This is a genomic window from Streptomyces hazeniae (genome assembly GCF_031845485.1).
Taxonomy (GTDB): Bacteria; Actinomycetota; Actinomycetes; order Streptomycetales; family Streptomycetaceae; genus Streptomyces; species Streptomyces hazeniae.
The window spans coordinates 46,457-65,696 of the sequence record NZ_JAVREQ010000024.1 but is presented as its reverse complement, the minus strand read 5'-3'; the positions used below and the strand labels follow the sequence as shown (position 1 = coordinate 65,696).

Annotated in this window: 12 protein-coding genes; 6 read left to right on the top strand and 6 right to left on the bottom strand. The window is 73.7% G+C overall.

From position 1 onward, the window contains the following. Positions 1-100: 100 nt before the first annotated feature. The 5 genes from RM572_RS23065 to RM572_RS23045 all read right to left on the bottom strand — a co-directional run bounded on the left by RM572_RS23065 (position 101) and on the right by RM572_RS23045 (position 7,116). On the bottom strand, positions 101-1,051 hold the full coding sequence (locus tag RM572_RS23065; protein WP_311675329.1) for a carbohydrate ABC transporter permease: 951 nt from the start codon (positions 1,049-1,051) through the stop codon (positions 101-103). After that, entirely contained in the window at positions 1,048-2,463 is a 1,416-nt protein-coding gene (locus RM572_RS23060; RefSeq protein ID WP_394813686.1) for a carbohydrate ABC transporter permease, read from the bottom strand. Before RM572_RS23060 ends, RM572_RS23065 begins: the two co-directional genes overlap by 4 nt. Positions 2,464-2,482: 19 nt before the next feature. Next, positions 2,483-3,859: an ABC transporter substrate-binding protein gene (locus tag RM572_RS23055; RefSeq protein ID WP_311675328.1), complete on the bottom strand. Its 1,377-nt coding sequence runs from the start codon at positions 3,857-3,859 to the stop codon at positions 2,483-2,485. A 64-nt stretch (positions 3,860-3,923) separates the two neighbouring features. Beyond that, positions 3,924-5,603 (bottom strand): glycoside hydrolase family 13 protein, encoded by a 1,680-nt coding sequence (locus tag RM572_RS23050; RefSeq protein WP_311675327.1) that lies wholly within the window; start codon positions 5,601-5,603, stop codon positions 3,924-3,926. Positions 5,604-5,850: 247 nt separating this feature from the next. Further along, positions 5,851-7,116, bottom strand: coding sequence for an ABC transporter substrate-binding protein (locus RM572_RS23045; protein ID WP_311675326.1), 1,266 nt, complete (start codon positions 7,114-7,116; stop codon positions 5,851-5,853). A 198-nt stretch (positions 7,117-7,314) separates the two neighbouring features. Here RM572_RS23045 and RM572_RS23040 point away from each other — a divergent pair, with 198 nt between their 5' ends. From RM572_RS23040 to RM572_RS23030, 3 genes are read left to right on the top strand one after another with little or no spacing between them, the layout of a single operon-like run. Next, a complete protein-coding gene (locus tag RM572_RS23040; protein WP_027764950.1) occupies positions 7,315-7,821 on the top strand; it encodes a PadR family transcriptional regulator in 507 nt (168 codons plus the stop codon). Continuing rightward, positions 7,818-8,627 (top strand): ABC transporter ATP-binding protein, encoded by an 810-nt coding sequence (locus tag RM572_RS23035; protein WP_311675325.1) that lies wholly within the window; start codon positions 7,818-7,820, stop codon positions 8,625-8,627. The genes RM572_RS23040 and RM572_RS23035 overlap by 4 nt, the downstream gene beginning before the upstream one ends. Before the next feature lie 2 nt (positions 8,628-8,629). Beyond that, the gene (locus tag RM572_RS23030) at positions 8,630-10,951 is read left to right on the top strand and encodes an ABC transporter permease (RefSeq protein WP_311675352.1); all 2,322 of its coding nucleotides are present in this window, start codon (positions 8,630-8,632) and stop codon (positions 10,949-10,951) included. 167 nt (positions 10,952-11,118) lie between these two features. On the opposite strand, the gene RM572_RS23025 is transcribed toward RM572_RS23030, so the two are convergent. Then, complete coding sequence (locus tag RM572_RS23025) at positions 11,119-14,145, bottom strand: FHA domain-containing protein (protein ID WP_311675324.1); 3,027 nt, start codon at positions 14,143-14,145, stop codon at positions 11,119-11,121. Positions 14,146-14,586: 441 nt separating this feature from the next. On the opposite strand from RM572_RS23025, the gene RM572_RS23020 reads away from it, so the two are divergent. The 3 genes from RM572_RS23020 to prfB all read left to right on the top strand — a co-directional run bounded on the left by RM572_RS23020 (position 14,587) and on the right by prfB (position 19,100). Beyond that, positions 14,587-16,320 (top strand): serine/threonine-protein kinase, encoded by a 1,734-nt coding sequence (locus tag RM572_RS23020; RefSeq protein WP_311675323.1) that lies wholly within the window; start codon positions 14,587-14,589, stop codon positions 16,318-16,320. A gap of 205 nt (positions 16,321-16,525) precedes the next feature. Beyond that, positions 16,526-17,854 (top strand): serine/threonine-protein kinase, encoded by a 1,329-nt coding sequence (locus RM572_RS23015; RefSeq protein ID WP_311675322.1) that lies wholly within the window; start codon positions 16,526-16,528, stop codon positions 17,852-17,854. Between the two features lie 127 nt (positions 17,855-17,981). Next, positions 17,982-19,100 carry a peptide chain release factor 2 gene (gene prfB / locus RM572_RS23010; RefSeq protein ID WP_136183900.1) on the top strand — a complete coding sequence of 373 codons (1,119 nt, stop codon included), beginning with the start codon at positions 17,982-17,984 and terminating at the stop codon, positions 19,098-19,100. Positions 19,101-19,240 lie beyond the last annotated feature (140 nt).

The window sequence follows — 19,240 nt, the reverse complement described above, 5'->3', positions numbered from 1 at the left end:
CACGGCGGAGGGCAGGTTACTCTCCCCAGTCCTGCCCTCCCCCGCGTCGGTGAGGAGACCCGGCATCCCCAGGATCCCGGGCTCCCCTGTCACTGCGGGCCTATTTGACCGAGCCCGCCATCACGCCGGAGACGAACTGCCGCTGGAAGGCGAAGAAGACCGCCAGCGGGATGACCATCGACACGAACGCGCCGGGTGCCAGTACGTCGATGTTGTTGCCGAACTGCCGGACCTGCTGCTGGAGCGCGATGGTGATCGGCGGCGAACCGGAGTCCGCGAAGATCAGCGCGACCAGCATGTCGTTCCAGACCCACAGGAACTGGAAGATGCCCAGCGAGGCGATCGCCGGTCCGCCCAGCGGCATGATGACGCGGGTGAACAGGCGGATCTCGCCGGCACCGTCCAGCCGTGCGGCCTCCAGCAGCTCCTTCGGGATCTCCGCGAAGAAGTTGCGCAGCAGGAACACCGCGAAGGGGAGACCGAAGGCGGTGTGGAAGAGCACCACGCCGGGGATGGTCTCGAAGAGTCCCACCGCGTTGAACAGCTTCGCGACCGGGATCAGCGCCACCTGGATGGGGACGACCAGCAGGCCGACGACGACCAGGAACCACCAGTCGCGGCCGGGGAAGTCCATCCAGGCGAAGGCGTATCCGGCGAGCGAGCCGATGACGATGACCAGCACCGTCGACGGAATGGTGATCGCGATGGTCACGCCGAGCGAGCCGGTGATGGCGTCGTTGGCGAACAGCGCCTCGTAGTTCGCTCCGGTCAGCTGGCCCGGGTCGGTGAAGACCGTCCACCAGCCCGAATCGGCGATGTCGGCCGAGTCACGGAAGGACGAGCTCAGCAGGCCGGCCGTCGGCATCAGCCAGATCAGGGCGATGACGACGAGGGCGAACCGCACGAACGTGCCGCCGGTGAGCGAGGTGAGCCGGGAGGCGACGGTGCGCCGGGGCTTCCCGTCGGCGGGTCCGGTCCCGGAGCCCGCCGCGGCTGCGGCCTGCTCCTTCCCGGGGGCCGGCACGGCCGGCGCGGGAGTGGGGGTACTCATCGTCGGTTCTCCCTCCGCAGGCGGCGGATGTTGATGACCATCACCGGCAGGACGAGCAACAGCAGGAGCACCGCGAAGGCGCTGCCGAGGCCCTGGTTGGCGCCGCCACCGAAGGACACCAGGTAGAGCTGGAGGGCGAGGACGCTCGCATCGGACTGCACCGCGCTGGGCGCGATGATGTACACGAGGTCGAAGATCTTCATCACGTTGATCATCAGCGTGACGAGGACGACGCCGAGCACCGGTGCGAGCAGCGGCACGGTCACCTTGCGGAAGACCTGCCATTCGCTGGCGCCGTCGACGCGTGCGGCCTCCAGGATCTCCCGGGGGACGCTGGCCAGTCCGGCGGCGATCAGCACCATCGCGAAGCCGGCCCACATCCAGAGGTAGGAGCCGATGATCGCGGGGGTGACGAGTGCCGGGCCGAGCCAGTCGACGCCGTTGTACGGTTCGGCGAAGTTGGCGGCCGGCAGTCGCAGGGTCGCGCCCTCGGCCTCCGCCGGCAGCGCGTAGGTGCCGTCCTCGCCGGTGGTCGCGGTCGCGACCACCTCTCCGTCCTTGACCGCCTCGACGGCGATCCCGGCGAGGGCCTTCTCCTTCGGGTCGATCGCGCCGGCTTCGCCGCCGCCTCCCGGGGTGAAGTCCAGCCAGACGGTGCCGGTGACCTCGTCGCCGGAGGGCTGTGCGGTCCCCGCGGTCGCGGCCTGGGCCACGTCCTGCGGGGGCACGCCGACCAGCGGCAGGTTGGTCGGGTCGGCCGAGCCGACGGCGTCGGCGGTGACGAAGCCGCCGCCCTTGACCTCCTCCAGCCCGGCGTTCGGACGCGGCCGGGCGCCCGGCCAGGCGGAGGACTCGGCGAAGGTGTCGTGGACACCGACCCACACGGCGTTGGCGACGCCGCGATCGGGCTCCTGCTCGTAGACGAGCCGGAAGATGATGCCGACGGCCAGCATGGAGATCGCCATCGGCATGAAGATGATCAGCTTGAACGCGGTGGCGAACCGGAGCCTGTCGGTCAGCACGGCGAACATCAGGCCGAGCAGGGTGGCGATCGACGGTGCGACGACCACCCATATCAGGGTGTTCTGGACCGAGGTCAGGTTGTCGGGATCGGAGAAGATCTCGACGTAGTTGGCCAGACCGACGAAGGAGTCGCCCGCAGCGTCGAAGAAGCTGCGCCAGATCGAGTAGCCGATCGGGTAGACGACGAGTGCGCCGAGCAGCAGGAAGGCCGGGAGCAGGAAGCTGACGGCCACCCAGGGGCGGGCGCGCATCGCCGACACGCGCCCGCCCGCACCCGTACGGGCAGAGCTGCCGCCTGGACTGCTGGACTGGTCAGGTTCATCAGTTCCACGGCTTCCGGGATCCTTGACTGCAGGAGCCCCGGAGCCACCCGCGGATGCTTGGGACATGAGAGAGGGTCTCCTGCTGTCAGTTGCCGAACGCCTTGGCGGCGGACTTCTCCAGCGCCTGCATGGCGCCTTCGACGTCCTCGGGGTTCTTCAGGAAGTCCTGCAGGGCCTTCCACTCGCCCTCGCCCTTGGTGCCGCCGAAGGCCGCGGGGGCCTGGTCGGACATGTCGAAACGGAAGTCGTCGCCCGAGTCGATGAGCGCCTGGGCGATCTCACGCTGGACGTCGTCCGGGTACGCGGCGGTGTCCAGGCCCTTGTTCGGGGAGAGGAAGCCGCCCTGCTCGGCCATGATGCGTGCGGCGTCCTTGGAGGCGAGGAAGGTCATCATGGCGTGGGCGGCCTTGGTGTCCTTCAGCGCCACCGCGGCGTCGCCCGCCGTCACGACCGGGGAGTCGCCCTCGCCGACGGCCGGGAACGGGAAGACCTGCGCGTCGGAGCCGATCTTGGCGTCGGTGTCGTTGGCGATGGTGACGCCGACGAAGTCGCCCTCGTAGACCATGGCGGCCTGCGGGGCCTCCAGGTCGGAGAAGGTCTTGGTGACCGACTCCGGGAACGGCGTCTGCAGAGCGCCGCTCTTGCCGCCGGTGAGCAGCTGGTCCTCACCGAAGAGCTCGCCGAGCGTGGTCAGCGCCTTCTCCACGGAGGGGTCGGTCCACTTGATCTCGTGGGCCGCCAGCTTGTCGTACATCTCCGGGCCGGCCTGCGAGAGGTAGACGTTCTCGAACCAGTCGGTCAGGGTCCAGCCGTCGGCGCCGCCGACGGAGACCGGCTCGACACCGGAGTCCGCGACGAGCTGCGCCGTGTCCAGGAAGTCCTGCCAGCTCTTCGGCTCCTCCGCGCCCGCGTTCTCGAAGGCGGCGGTGTTGTACCAGACCAGCGACTTGTTCGCGGCCTTGAAGTAGGCGCCGTACTGCTTGCCGTCGGCCTGGCCGAGTTCCTTCCAGCCGTCGGAGTAGTTCTCGTCGAGCTGCTCCTGGGTGGCCTTGTCCACCGGCTTGAGCCAGCCCTTCTCCGCGAACTGCTTCAGGACGCCCACCTGCGGCAGCATCGCGACGTCCGGCGGTGCGCCGCCCTCGATCTTGGAACCGATGAACGTCGCGACGTTGTCGCCGGTCGGGACGAACTCGACCTCGGCGCCGGTGCGCTTCTCGAACTCCTTCAGCGCGGTCTCGAAGTTCTTCTGCTCCGGACCGGTCCACACGGCGGCGACCTGGACGGTCTCGCCCTTGAGGTCCGGCAGTTCGACGGTCGCCTTGACGTCCTCGCTGCCGCCGGTGTTCTCGGTGTCGTCGCCACCGCCGCCGCCACAGGCGGCGGTGAGGGAGAGGGCGAGCGCGGCGGTGGTGGCCGCGGCGGCGCGCCGGGCGCGGCCTCCGCCTGCGTTACGGATTCTCATCCGGTTGTTCCTTCCTCGCGGTTCGAGCCTGCCGGCTCCCGGGACGTCCGCCCCGGAAGCCGGGTCAGGCGGTGATGTGGTCGCTGATCCACCACGCGGCGGTGGATCCGGGCAGGTCGCCGCCCGTGTACGGGCCACTTGCCAGCAGCGGTGCGCCCGGGACGGGTGCGGGTGCCGGCGCGGTGCCGAAGTTGACGGCGCAGATGAGCCCGTCGCCTCGGACGAAGGTCAGGACGCTGGGCGGGGAGTCCAGCCAGCGCAGCTCGCCGGTGCCGAGCTGCGGCAGGGTCTGGCGGAGCTGGAGCGCCTCGCGGTAGAGGTGCCAGAAGGAGTGCGGGTCGGCGAGCGCGCGGTCGGTGGCGTGGTCCGCGAACCACTCGGGCTGCGGCAGCCACGGCGGCCGGGTCGGCTCCATCCCGGAGGAGGTGAAGCCGAACGGCGAGGCGTGCCCGGACCACGGCAGCGGCACGCGGCAGCCGTCCCGGACCCGGCTGCGGTTGCCGGTGCGCCGGAAGATCGGGTCGGTGAGCAGCTCGTCGGGCAGGTCCACCTCGGGCAGACCCAGCTCCTCGCCCTGGTAGACGTACGCGCTGCCGGGCAGCGCCAGCATCAGCAGCGCGGCGGCGCGGGCGCGGTCGGAACCGAGGCAGCGGCCGTCGCCGGAGGCTTCGGCGTAGCGGGTGACCGAGCGGATCTGGTCGTGGTTGTTGAGCACCCAGGTGGTGGTGGAGCCGGTGCCGGCGATGTCACGCATCGCTTCGGCGATCGACGTGCGGAAGGCGTCGGCGTTCCACGGCGCGCTCAGCAGGTCGAAGAAGAACGCCTGGTGCAGCTCGTCGGGCCGGATGTAGCGGGCGTGCTCGCGGGCGTTGGCCACGGACACCTCGCCGACCAGCAGCCGGTCGTGGCCGTCCTCGGCGGTGTACTCCTCGCACACCGCCCGCCAGCGGCGCCACACGTCGTGCACCTCGGGCTGGTTCCAGGCCAGCGGGTTGACCGAGTCCCGGGAGCGCTCGTCGGCGTGCGGGTCGTCGGAGTCCGGCAGGTCGGGGTGCTTGTACAGGCCGGCGGCGACGTCGATGCGGAAGCCGTCGATGCCGCGGTCGAGCCAGAACCGCAGGACGCGGTCGAACTCCTCGCCGACCTCGGGGTTGCGCCAGTTCAGGTCCGGCTGCTCGGGGGTGAACATGTGCAGGTACCACTGCCCGGGCGTGCCGTCCGGCTCGGTGACCCGGCTCCAGGCCGGTCCGCCGAACATGGCGTGCCAGTTGTTCGGCGGTTCCTCGCCGTCCTCGCCGCGGCCGTCGGCGAAGTGGAACCGCTCGCGGGCCGCGGAGCCGGGCTCGGCCGCCAGTGCCTCGCGGAACCAGACGTGGTCGCTGGAGCAGTGGTTGGGGACGATGTCCAGCAGCAGCCGCATGCCGAGCCGGCGGGCGTCGGCGACCATGCGGTCGAACTCCTCCAGGTCGCCGTAGACCGGGTCGACGTCGCAGTAGTCGGCGACGTCGTAGCCGTGGTCGTGCTGCGGCGAGGGGTAGAACGGGCTGAGCCACACGCCGTCCACGCCGAGCTTCTTCAGATAGGGCAGGCCCGTTCTCACGCCGGCGAGATCGCCGATGCCGTCCCCGGTGCTGTCCAGGAAGCTCCTGACGTACACCTGGTAGATGACCGCATCACGCCACCACTGCTCCGTGGCGCGGCTGGTGCGGGGCGGGAGGCCGTTCACGGCCGGGGCTGCCAACATCTTTCGCTGACCTGTACCTGACTCTCGGAGTTGCGCAGAGGCGACCACAGACGGGGTCGTCGGTTACATGCATGTTAAGTAAGGCCACTCTGCCAGTGTCAACGAACGTGCAGAAGTGCGAGGCGATTGCCCGGTTTTGCGCCGAGCATCGTGAGCAGGCCGCTACCTAACTGTTAAGTAGCAAGTCCCGCGGGCCAAGAAGTCCGACGGCGAGGACGGCGCCGGGGTGCGGCAGCGGTCCGGGGCGTCAGTCCTCGCGGGCGATGGCCGTCAGTTCCCGGCGCAGCCGGTTCACGGCGTCGCCGGGGGACTGGCGCAGCGACAACACGTCGTGCGCCACCGCCTGCACGGCCAGGCTCACCTGGTCGTAGCGCGGGCTCTTGGGACGCGGCTCGGCGGTAAGGATGCTCTTCCTGAGCGTCGGAAGATAGGGGTGTTCCCCCACAAGTTCCGGATCGTTGTAGAGGTCCGCGCGGACCGGCGGCAGAGCGCCCTCCGTCAGAACCCGCCGCTGCACCGGCTCGCTCGTCAGGTAGGCGATCAGGTCCGCGGCGGACTCGCGGTGCCGGGAGTGGGCGCTGACCGCCAGGTTGGAGCCGCCGAGCACGCTCGTGCCCGGCCCGTCCGGCCCGGGGATGCGGACGGCGCCGACCTTCCCCGCCACCGCCGAGTCCTCGTCGCCGTTGGCGAGCTGGTACACGTACGGCCAGTTGCGCAGGAACAGCAGCTCGCCCCTCTGGAAGGCGATCCGCGACTCCTCCTCCTTGTAGCCCAGCGCCTCGCGGGGGATCCAGCCCTCCCGCACCCCGCCGGCCAGGAAGTCCAGGCCCTCACGGGTCGCACCGTCCACGGTGACCTTCGCGCCCTCGTCGCCGAGCAGCGAGCCTCCGGAGGACCGCACGGCCTCGGTGACGTTCGCGGTCAGCCCCTCGTACGGCAGGAACTGCCCGGCGTAGCCGTCCAGGTCGTACTCCGGGGCGATCTCCCGCGCCTGGCGGGCGAGTTCGTCCCAGGTGCGGGGCGGCTCGACGCCCTCCTTCGCCAGGACGTCCTTGCGGTAGTACAGCAGCCCCGCGTTGGTGACGTAGGGGACGGCGTACAGCCGGTCGTCGAAGGTCGCGGTGTCCAGCACCGGCGGGAGGAAGCTGTCCAGCGGGAAACGGGACCGGTCCAGCGGCGAGATCCATCCGGCGGCGGCGAACTCCGACGTCCACGCCACGTCGATGTTGAGGATGTCGAAGCGCGGACTCCCCGAACGCAGCTCGGTGATCATCTGCGACCGCGTCTCGTCCGCCGAGTCCGGCAGCTCGACCAGCTTCACCCGCTGATCGGGGTGCTCCTGGTTCCAGTCCCGCAGCAGCGGACCCAGGTAGCGGGTGAGGTCGCCGGCCGTGGCCAGCGTCATCGGCCCCCGCTCGTCCGGCCGCTCGTCCTGCTGCGCGCAGGCCGTATAGCCGGTCACCAGCAGGGCGGTCACCAGAAGGCTCCTGCCTGCGGCCCGCATCCACCGCATTTTCGGTGCCTCCCTCAGATCGTCGGCCGGTTCCTTGCCCCGGTGATCCGGGCTCATATATACCCGTTAGGCATGGGCGATACTAGGGTGTGGCGACCGGGCCGGGGAGGGTCGGGGAGCGGGCCCCGGTGGCGGCCCTACGACAAGGGGTGGTGAGCGCACCACACCGCAGGCCCGAACCGGAGGAGGAGAGCGCGCGTGCGTCTGCCGCTCATGGCCCTCCTCGCCCGTGGCCCGGCGCACGGCTACGAGCTCAAGGGAGAGCTTGAGAAGCTTCTGGGCAGCGCGTACCCTCAGCCCAACGTCGGGCAGATCTACGTCACCCTCGGGCGACTCGAGAAGTCGGGCCTGATCGAGGGCGAGGACGTCACACAGACCAATCGCCCCAACAAGCGCACCTACCGGCTGACCCAGGCCGGGCGCGAGGCCGTTCTCGCGTGGTTCGAGGAGACGACGGACGAGCCGCGTATCCGGGACGAGTTCTTCATGAAACTCGCCCTGGCCACGCACTCCGGCCTGGCCGACCAGATCACCCTGATCAACAAACAGCGGCGTCAGTACCTCAACACCATGCGTGACCTGTCGAAGCTGGCGGTGGCGGGGGACCGGGACAACCGGATAGCCCAGCTGCTGATCGAGGGCGCGATGCTGCACCTGCAGGCCGACCTCGACTGGCTCGAGCGCTGCCAGGAGGAGCTGGAATGAGCGAGGACGCGGACTCCGCCCGAGCGGCGGAGGCGGCCGACGGCGCCCGCGAGAGCGAGCCGCTGGTGCGCGCCCGCGGCCTCACCAAGACCCATCGCGGCGAAGGCGCCCCCGTGCACGCCGTCCGCGGCGTCGACCTGGAGGTGCGGCGCGGCGAGTTCGTCGCCGTCACCGGCCCCTCCGGCGCCGGCAAGTCCACCCTGCTGCACCTGCTGGGGGGTCTCCAGCGCCCCGACGGCGGCAGCCTGTGGATCGACGGCCGCTGCATGGACGACCTCAGCGAGTCCCGCTGGGCCGTGACCCGGCGCAGCGGCATCGGCATCGTCTTCCAGTTCTTCAACCTGGTCACGAACCTCACCGTCGCCGACAACATCGAGCTGCCCGCCCTCCTGGCCGGCGCCTCCCCGCGGGACGCCCGCGCCGGGCGGCGCGAACTCCTCGACGAACTGGGGCTCACCGGCAAGGAACGCGCCATGCCGGCCGAACTGTCCGGTGGCGAACAGCAGCGCGTCGCCCTGGCCCGCGCCCTGGTGAACCACCCCGGCATCCTGCTCGCCGACGAACCCGCCGGCAGCCTGGACAGCAAGGGCACCCGCGAGGTCATCCGCCTGCTCGGCCGCTTCCACCAGCGCGGCCAGACCATCGTCATGGTCACCCACGACGCGCGGATGGCCAGTGCCGCCGACCGTGTCATCAGCTTCTTCGACGGGCGCATCCTCGATGACGCCGACCTCGCCGCCGGCGGCGGCAACCGTTCCGGCAAGGCTCCCGGGGGCGTCACCGGCGTGCTGGAACTGGGCACATGACCGTGCGCGCGACCCTGCGCTGGGCGCACGCCGACCTGCGGGCCCACCGGGGACAGACCCTGTTCACCGTCCTCACCACCGCAGGCATCATCGCCTCCCTCGTGCTCGCCGCGGCGCTGTTCAGCTACGCCACCAACCCGTGGGAGCGCGTCTTCACCCAGACCCGCGGCGCCCACGTCTGGCTCCACACCACCGCCGACGCCCCCGCGGGCGAACTCGTCTTCCTCGACGGCGTCCGTGACGCGGCCGGGTCGTACCCCACCACCCGCACGTCCGCCGAGGCGCGCGGTGTCCGGGCCGGGGTGGAACTGCGTTCCGCGGACGCGACCGAACCCCGGGTGGCCCGCCCCCAGATCACCGCCGGCGACTGGCTCGACCCCGGCGACCCCGACGGCATCGTGCTGGAGCGCTCGCTCGCCGAGGCCCTGTGGGTCGAACCCGGGGACGCCCTCACCTTCCCCGGCGGGCAGGCGGCGGACGGCCCGCAGACGCTGGAAGTCGTCGGCGTGGCCGAGACCGCCGAACTCCACTACCGGCCCGGCGAACAGCCCGGCATCGCCTGGGCCCTGCCCGACGCCTTCGCCCGCACCGCCGTCGAGGGCCGCGGCGGCCAGGCGGTCGGGCTGCGCCTGAAACAGCCCGAAGACCTGGACTTCCTCGTCCAGCGCGCGGTCACGGTGCTCGGCGCCGACCAGGTCACCCAGGTCACCAAGTGGCAGGAGGCCCGCGCCGATGCGGAGGACGGCTACCGCCTGCTCGGCCTGGTCTTCGGCATCTTCGGGTTCGGTGCGCTGCTCGCCGGTGCCCTCGTCGCCTCCGGCGCTATCAGCACCCGCATCCGGGGACAGCTCCGCGACATCTCCGTGCTCAAGGCCATCGGCTTCACGCCCGGCCAGGTCGTCCGCGTCTTCCTCGCCCAGCACCTGGGCATGGCACTCCTCGCGGTCGCCGTCGGCACCGGCCTGACCCTCGCCCTCGGCCCCCACATACCCGGCCGTATCGGCGAGGCGATGTCGGTGTGGCACCAGCTCCCCGGACACCTGCTGCTGCTCGCCGGCATCCCGGCCGGAGCGGTGCTCGTCATCGTCGTCGCCACGACGCTCGCCGCCTGGCGCGCCGGACGGGTGCCGCCGGTGCCCGCCTCCCGCGCCGCCCTGCCGTCCGCCGGCCCGGTCACCCCGCTCACCCGGCGCTTCCTCGGCATGTCCTTCTCCTCCACCGTCCTCCTCGGCTGGCGCGGCGCCTTCCCGCGCCGGGCCCGTGCCGTCACCGCCGTCGCCCGGCTCACCGTCCCGCTCACGCTCATCACCATCGCGCTGAGCGTGTGGACCACCATCGACCGCTTCCAGGAGGCCCCCGGAAGCATCGGCCTGCCCGCCGCTCTGACCGCCCGCTCCGCGCAGGGCGGCGAACTCGGCCCGCAGGAGACCCGGCGCCTGCTCGCCGAGCACCGCGAGGTCGAGGCCGTCCATCCCGGGGCGGAGGTCGCCGCCCTCGTCCCCGGCCAGACCGGCACCATCACCCTGCGCGGTCTGGGCACGCAGGAGGACCCCTACCCGTTCACCCTCGCCGAGGGGGAGTACCCGGACGGGCCCGACGAGGCCGTCGCGGGGCAGGGGCTGATGGACCTGCTGCAGGTGGAGATCGGCGACTGGGTGCGGATGACCGTCGAGGGCAGACCGCAGATCCTGCACCTCGTCGGCCGCAGCCTCGAACCCGAGGACGGCGGCAAGGTCGTCTCCACCTCGCTGGACACCCTGCGGGAACGCGACGCCGAACTGCGGCCGGAGTTCTCCCTGCTGCTGCTCGAACCCGGCGCCGACCCGCGCGCCGTCAGCTCCCAGCTCGCCGAGAACGCCCCCGGCGGCCTGGAGATATGGGAGGTCCCCAACCCTGCGGACGGGCTCGCCCCCGCGCTGTGGGGGATCGCCGGGCTGGTCACCGTCCTGGCGCTCATCGGCCTCACCGAACTCCTCACGTCCATCGGCTCGTTCGTCCGCGACCGCAGCCGCGACCTGCTCGCCCTGCGGGCCATCGGGCTCACGCCGCGGCAGATCAGCGGCGTCATCGTGGCCTCGGCGGGCTTCATCTCGCTGGCCGCGGCGCTCATCGGCACCACGCTGGGGGTGCTGCTCAGCGGCTGGCTCATCGACCTCCAGGGAGCGATGAGCGGCATCGGCTCGGGCATCGCCGCGCTGCCGTCCTTCTGGACGCTCCTCGCCCTCGCGGCCGCCGCGGTGTGCGGCGCCGTCGCCGCAGCCGCCCTCCCGGCGGCCCGCATCACCCGCCGCCGCCTCGCCGATTCGCTGAGCGCGACGCTCTGACCCGTCGGGGCGCACGGCGCGTGAGCCGGCCGGGGCCTCCCTCCTCCGGGACGGCGGCTCGGCGGACGGCCGAGAGCGGCCGGCGCCTGGAGGCGGCCCTCACCCGTCGCCGCCGCCCTCGCGGATCCACGAGCATGCGGCCGGGCACTGCCTGGGCCCGCGGGCCCTCACACGCTGGACGGGCTGGGAGCGGCCGGGCGGGCTGCGCGGGTCATGGCGCTGGCCAGGAGAGCGAGGTCGGTCGGCCCGTTGCCCAGTTCGCGGACCGTGCGGCGGGTCGGAGGGTCGCCCGCCCGCGCCCAGTCGAGCGGGACGACCGTCGGCCGGAGCGTGGCCGTGCGGGGGATGCGCCCGGAGACGCGTCCGCCCTGGAAGGGGAGGGAGGTGCCGTCCGGGAGGCGCAGGGAGCCGCGGCCGGGAACCGGGTCGTCGCCGTCGCGCCCGGTGAGACGCACCTCGAACGCGGCGCCGCGCGCCGTCGCGGTGTCGGCGACGGCGTCCGGGCGGCCGGAGGCGGCGATCAGGTGCACGCCGAGCCGGGCACCGTCGCGGGCCACGGCCTCCAGCGCGCGGACGACCGAACCGGCCGACGGCCGCCCCGGATTGCCCAGCGCCGGGTCGACCAGGGTGTCGAAGTCGTCGACCAGGACGACGAGCCGGGGCAGTGGGGGCGCGGCGGGGCGTGCGGTGGCTGCCGTGCCGAGCGGGCGGCGAGGGGAGACCACGCGGGTGGCGTCCGCCGGAGGGCCGTCGGAGGACCGGCCGTCGGCGACGAGTTCGGCGCGGCGTTTCAGTTCGGCGCTGAGCGACTGGGCGAACTCCCGCATCCGCACCGGGTCGCCCGCGACGAGGTGGTCCCCGGCGGGCGGCAGGTCCGCGCACCCGGACAGGCCGCCGCCGGCGGTCGCACGGTCCGCGTCGCCGTCGACGAGCAGCAGGGCGAGCCGGTCGGCGGGCGTGTCGGCGGCCAGCGAGGCGGCGACCGCGCGCAGCAGCTCCGTCTTGCCCGAACCGGCAGGACCGGTGAGGAGGAGGTGCGGGTGCGTGGTGGTGAGCGCGGCGGCGACCGGACCGCGCGGTCCCGCTCCCAGGGTGAGCGGCAGCCGGGTCGGCTGCGCGGCGGAAGCCGCCCACCGGGAGAGCAGCGCCGCCGGGGTGGCCCGCGCCAGGCCCAGCTCGTCGAGCAGCCGGCACGTCCGGGGCAGGGCGGCCGGGACGCGCGGGAGGTCGGTGCCACCGGACCCGGCCGGGGAGCCGTCGGCCTCGCGCAGCGGCGCCAGGGCGCGCGCGAAGCGCTCGGCCCAGGCGGCGGACACGCCGTCCATCGTGGCCACCGTGCCGTCCGCGTGCCGGCGGCCGGGGCGCACTATCCGTACGGCGGTCGCCACCGCGCCGCTGAGCAGCGCGAACGTGCCGCACGAGCGGAACGGCGGTGACGCCTCACCGGCGGCGCGGACGGTGTCGTCCAGCGGGGAGGCCGGTGTCGCCGACGGCGTCTCGGCCAGGCACAGCACATGGATGCCCGCCGCGGCGCCCTCGGCGGCCAGCCGGGCGACGGCGTCCCGCACGGGGGCCGGGCCGGGGTCGCCGTCCACGACGAGGACGGTGCGCGGGCCCCGGTACGCGGCGGGGGAGACGGATGCGGTCTCGTCGAGGCGGCGGACCAGTTCGCTCGTGCGGGCGGCGGCCTGGTCGCCGTCGTAGGCGACGAGCAGCCGGCAGTCCTGTCCGTGCGCGGGCCGCACGTGGGGCAGCCAGCCGAGCCAGGCCCAGTCCCGGGTGCGGTCGGTCTCGGCGCGCGCACGGTCGGCGGCGATGAGCACGGTCTCCAGCGCGCCGGGCCCGTGGAGGGCGGTGAGTTGAGCGAGGAGTGCGCGGGCCAGCGCGGCGAGCCGCGTGCGGGGCCCGGCCATGCCGAGGGAACCGGCGGTGCGGAGATCGACGGTGACCGGCTCGCCCGGCCCGTGGCTGCGGTGCGCGATGCCGATCCGCACGGTCAGGGCGTGCGGGTGCTGCGGCCCCCGCTCCCACAGCAGGGGGCCGGGGCCCAGTGCGGTCAGCAGCACGGTGGCGAGGTCGGGCCGCGTCACGTCCCGCGCGGCGGGGCCGCCTTCCGGTGGCCCGGGGGCGCGGCGGGCGGCAGCCCCGCCGCGAGCATCGAGGCTGGGCGCCGCTTCCGCCCGCCAGGTCGCCCATTTCCGCGCCCAGCCGGTGAGCCCTCGGCCCGAAGGCGCCGACGGCCTTGACGGCCCCGACGGCGCGGCGTCGCGGTCCGCGACCTCCGTCCCGCCCTCCGGTTTCGTGCGGTGGCCGTCCGCGACAGACATGCCGGGCGGGCCGGGCGTCGGGTCGGGGCCGCGACGGGCGGCGGTCCCGCCGCCGGGGGCGCGGCTGGGCGGCGGAGCGCTGAGCGTTCCCGGCGGCTCCGGGCCGGCCACGGGGCTCGGTGCAGGAGCCGGCTCGCCGGGGCCGTCGTCGGCGCCGGGGACCGCGGGCTGTGCGAGGCGGAGGCGGCCGTCGCCGTCCGGGACGGTGCCGAGCGGTACCGCGTCGCCGTCGGAGGTCTGGACGCGCGCCGCGGACTCGCCGAGGCGGACGGTGGCCCCCGCCCGCAGCGGCACCGTGCGGCCGCTCGGCACGTCCGAGCCGTCGAGCGCCGTCCCGTTGGTCGACTCCAGATCGGTCACGGTCAGCTGCCCGGAGTCGGTGACCGTCACCGCGCAGTGCAGCCGGGAGACGTCGGGGTCGTCGAGGGGCACGTCGGCTTCCGCGGAGCGGCCGAGCGTGACCCGTCCGCCGTGCAGGAGGTGCACGCCGCCCGCGTCGGGTCCGGCGACCACGTGCAGCCGGGCCCGCGCCCCGCCGGACGCCTCGGCGTGCGCGGCGGGGGAGGGGGCGTACAGCGACACCTCCGCGCCGTCGACCAGCGGCGGTAGGCCCACGATCTGCCGATGCGGGTCCAGCCGGCGTTCGCCGACGTACACCGGCACCGTCTCGTGCCCCCGGTCGCGGTCGCGGTCGCGTTCGGGCCGCTCGCTCCGCTCGGCGCCGTCCGGCGCGCCGGCGGCCGCGGCGACCAGTCCTTCCGCGATGGTGGCCAGGACGGTGCCGCTCGGGGCCGTGACGACGACGTCGGTCGCACGCGCGGCGGCCTGCCCGCCGCGCGACGCCAGGACGCCCAGACGGATCTGCATCGGTCCCTCCCGCTTCCCACCACCGCGTGCGTCTGCTCCCGCAGGCGCTCTCCGGCATCCTCGCATCCGGCGCCGACATCCGGCCGCGCCCGCACCGCCACATGATCTTGATTGGCGCGTTCGGTGCGCAAGGTGTCCGAGTGGGATTGTGCGTGATCCGGCCGCGATCGGTCCGGCCCCGAGGGTGATCGCTCCCGGTCTCCGCGACCGGGGCGCCGCCGGTGTGGGAGATCCCCCGGTCTTTCGCCGCGGGGGCGCTCGCCCGGTGTCCGGGAAGACGCCCGTGCGGGAACCTGCCGCCCCGCCCCGCACGTCTTCGACAGGAAGCGGTCGCCCCTGGGCCCGCAGGGCCCGCGTACGATCGCCTCGGCCCGGCCGCCGCCCGGTGCGACGGCCGTACAGTGGGCGGGACAGCAGTGCGAGACCCAAGGAGCGCATGACGTGCGGCCGGTAGGCAGCAAGTATCTCCTCGAGGAGCAGCTCGGGCGCGGGGCCACAGGCACCGTGTGGCGGGCGCGGCAGCGGGAGGTCGCGGGGGACGAGGCCGCGGTCGCCGGGCACCCCGGTGAGGCCGTGGCGATCAAGGTCCTGCGCGAGGAGCTCGCCCACGACCCCGACGTGGTGATGCGTTTCCTGCGCGAGAGGTCCGCCCTGCTGCGCCTCACCCACCGCAACATCGTCCGCACCCGCGACCTCGTCGTGGAGGGCGACCTGCTGGCGCTGGTGATGGACCTGGTCGAAGGCCCCGACCTGCACCGCTACCTCCGGGAGAACGGCACGTTCTCCCCGGTCGGCGCCGCCCTGCTGACCGCCCAGATCGCCGATGCACTGGCCGCCAGCCACGCGGACGGCGTGGTGCACCGCGACCTGAAACCGGCCAACGTGCTGCTGGCCGAGGGCCCGGACGGCATGCACCCGATGCTCACCGACTTCGGCATCGCCCGCCTCGCCGACTCACCCGGCCTCACCCGCACCCAGGAGTTCGTCGGCACCCCGGCCTACGTGGCGCCCGAGTCGGCCGAGGGCCGCGAGCAGACCTCCGCCGTCGACGTGTACGGCGCGGGCATCCTGCTCTACGAACTCATCAGCGGACGCCCGCCGTTCGGCGGCGACTCCACCCTGCAGGTGCTGCGCCGCCACCTCGACGACGAGCCGCAGCGTCCCCCCGGCGTCCCCGACCCGCTGTGGACGGTGATCGAGCGCTGCCTGCGCAAGCAGCCCGCCCAGCGCCCCAGCGCCGTCAACCTCGGACGTGCCCTGCGGACGGTCGCGGCGGGCATCGGCGCGCAGGCCACCCCGCAGCAGGCGGGCGCCGCGATGGGCGTCGCCGCGCTGCTCGCGCCCGACCCCGAGCCGACGACCGTGCCGGACGGCCGGCTGATCGGCGACTCCGCGCCGACCGAGGTCCTGCCGCAGGGCGGCGCCGCCGCGTACGACGGTCAGGGCGGCCCGGGGCAGGGCGGCTACGGGTACGACCCGAACGCCGCCACCAGCGTGATGCCGCAGACCGGCGGCCCCGGCGGACCCGGCCCCGGCGGCTATGGCGCCCCCGGCGGCTCCGAGGACGCCACCCGCGTCATGCCGACCAGCGGTCCCGGCGGACCGGGCGGCCCGCAGCAGTACCCCGAGCAGCAGCCCCCGCAGCCGGAGGGCCCCCACCCGTGGGAGAGCCAGCTGCGCGCGGCCCGCGACCGCAACGAGCAGACCCAGGTCCAGCCGCTCGACCCGTCCCTCGACCCGCTGCGCCGCCGCCCCCAGCGCCGGGCCCAGCAGCCCCCGCCGCCGCAGGCGCGCCCGCAGCAGCAGCGTCCGCAGCCCCACCGGCAGTCCTACGGCGGCGCCCCGGAGGCGCCGCCCCGCCCGCCGGCGCGCCGCCCCGAACGGCCCGCCCCGCAGCGGTACGAGCCCCGGCGTGCCGCGCCGCGCGAGGCACCACCGGCCCGCGAGCCGCGCCGCCGCAGCGCGAACCCGACGCGCATCCCGGGTCTGGGCTGCCTGAAGGGCTGCCTGGTCTCGATCCTGATCCTGGTCGTCATCGCCGTGCTGGTGTGGAACTTCACGCCGCTGCCGGAGTGGTGGGAGACCGGTCAGCAGTGGTGGGATCAGACCAAGGAGTTCTTCAACGACGTCGGCGACTTCTTCAGCAGCGCCGAGGACGCCACCGGCGGGCAGTAGCCCCCTCCGGACGGCACGTCACCGGGGAGATTTGTCGACTCTGGGAGGGTAAAACCCTCGCATTCACGACATGTCACCCCCGTTCTCCCGCCCGCAGGGGCCCTCGGCGCGTACTTTGTCGCCGTGCGGCCCCTCTTCCGTGACGGCGGGGCCGGTCACTCGGCGCACTCGGCTCACCCCACCCGGCTTCAGCGAGGGACGGAACGTGGCACGGAAGATCGGCAGTCGCTACACCGCTCGGCAGATCATCGGACGCGGCAGCGCGGGCACCGTATGGCTCGCGGACGGCCCCGACGGCCCGGTCGCCGTCAAGCTGCTGCGGGACGACCTGGCCTCGGACGAGAACCTGGTCGACCGCTTCGTGCAGGAACGGGCCGCGCTGCTCTCCCTCGACCACCCGCACGTCGTCGGCGTGCGCGACCTGGTCGTGGACGGCACCGACCTCGCCCTGGTCATGGACCTGGTCCGGGGCACCGACCTGCGCACCCGGCTGGAACGCGAACGACGCCTCGCGCCCGAGGTCGCCGTCGCGATCTGCGCGGACGTCGCCGACGCGCTCGCCGCCGCCCACGCCGCGGGCGTCGTCCACCGTGACGTGAAGCCGGAGAACGTGCTGCTCGACGCACACGGCCCCGGCGGGCCGGGCGGAGCGCCGCCGGCCCTGCTCACCGACTTCGGTGTGGCCAAGCTCATCGACTCGCCCCGGCGGCGGGCCGCCGCAGGGCTCCCGGCGGGTGCCGCCGGGACCGCCTCGGGAACGGGCGCGGCGACGGGGGGCGAGCGCACCCCGCGCGGACTCATCGGCACCCCCGACTACCTGGCCCCCGAACTCGTCGAAGGGCTGCCGCCGCGTGCCTTCGTCGACGTCTACGCCCTCGCCACCGTGCTCTACGAGTTGCTCGCCGGGTTCACGCCGTTCGGCGGCGGACACCCCGGCGCGGTGCTGCGGCGGCACGTCACCGAGACCGTCGCCCCGCTGCCCGGCATCCCGGACGAGCTGTGGCAGGTCGTCCACCAGTGCCTGGCGAAAGCCCCGGCGTCCCGCCTGCGCGCCCCCGAACTGTCGGAGCGGCTGCGCGAGGTGCTGCCCCTGCTGCGGGGTCTGCCGCCGCTGGACATCGACGACCACCCGGACGAGCCGTACGGCGCCGCCGCCGGTTCCGCGCCCGCTGCCGCGAGCGCCGACGAGGCGGCCGTCCCGGCGCAGGCGCGACCGGAGCCGGGGCGCGCCGCGGTGCCGCTGGTGCGCAGCAGCGCGAGCCCCGACGCGAACCGCGACACCCACACCTCGATGCGGGTGCCCGGCGCGGACGAGCTGGCCGGCGGCGCCCACGGTACGGCGCGCACGCCGCGGGCGGCGGGTGCGCGACGGGCCGGGTCGGCGCGCAACCGTGCGGCCGCCGCGGGGCGGCGGCGCCTGGTGCTGGCGGTCGCGGGAGTCGCCGTCGCGGCGGCGGTCGGCGTCGGAGGGTGGCTCGCGGCCGGGGACGACGGCACCTCGACGCGCCCCGCGCCCGCCGTCCAGCAGCCCTGAGCAGGGCCGCCCCCTCCGCCTCCCCCGCACGACGGGGCCCCGGGGGAAGCCCCCGGCCCCGTGCGGCGCCGCAGCGGGGCGCCCCCGGAGGGGCCGGGTCCGCCGGGCCAGCCGTTAGGCTGGGGGCGTGGCAGTCGTCGATGTATCCGAAGAGCTGAAGTCCCTCTCCTCCACCATGGAGTCGATCGAGGCCGTCCTCGACCTGGACAGGCTGAGGGCCGATATCGCCGCGCTCGAGGAGCAGGCGGCGGCCCCCGACCTGTGGGACGACGTGGACAACGCCCAGCAGGTCACCAGCAAGCTGTCCTACCTCCAGGGCCAGCTCCGCAAGGCCGAGGACCTGCGGTCCCGCATCGACGACGTCGGCGTGCTCTTCGAGCTCGCCGAGGACGAGGGCGACGCCGACGCCCGCGCCGAGGCGGAACAGGAACTGGCAAGCGTCCGCAAGGCCGTGGAGGAGCTGGAGGTCCGGACGCTGCTGTCCGGGGAGTACGACCCGCGTGAGGCCGTGGTCAGCGTCCGCGCCGAGGCGGGCGGTGTCGACGCCGCCGACTTCGCCGAGCAGCTGATGCGCATGTACCTGCGCTGGGCCGAGCGCAAGGGCTACCCGACCGAGGTGTTCGACATCAGCTACGCGGAGGAGGCGGGCATCAAGTCCGCGACCTTCACCGTGAAGGCGCCGTACGCCTACGGCACGCTCTCCGTCGAGCAGGGCACGCACCGCATGGTCCGGATCTCGCCGTTCGACAACCAGGGCCGCCGCCAGACGTCGTTCTCCGGCGTCGAGGTGCTTCCCGTTGTGGAGCAGACGGACCACATCGACATCCCGGAGAACGAGCTCCGCATCGACGTGTTCCGGTCGTCCGGTCCGGGCGGCCAGTCCGTCAACACCACGGACTCCGCCGTGCGGATGACGCACATCCCGACCGGCATCGTCGTGTCGTGCCAGAACGAGAAGTCACAGATCCAGAACCGCGCCGCGGCCATGCGCGTCATGCAGGCCCGCCTCCTCGCCCACCGGCGGGAGGAGGAGCAGGCCAAGATGGACGCGCTCAAGGGCGACGGCGGCAACTCGTGGGGCAACCAGATGCGTTCCTACGTGCTGCACCCGTACCAGATGGTCAAGGACCTGCGGACGGAGCACGAGGTCGGCAACCCGCAGGGTGTGCTGGACGGCGACATCGACGCGTTCCTCGAGGCGGGCATCCGCTGGCGCAAGCAGCAGGAACAGGCCGGGCAGAACTGATCCCCGCCCCACGCGGCACTCGCCCCGCCGATCTCCGAACGGTAACGATTTCCCGGCGCCCGGCCGCGCCAGTGGTCTGGGCCAGTGCCGCACCGCAGGCCCCGCACCTGCCCTGCGCAAAACGCACGTCCGTGCCCCGA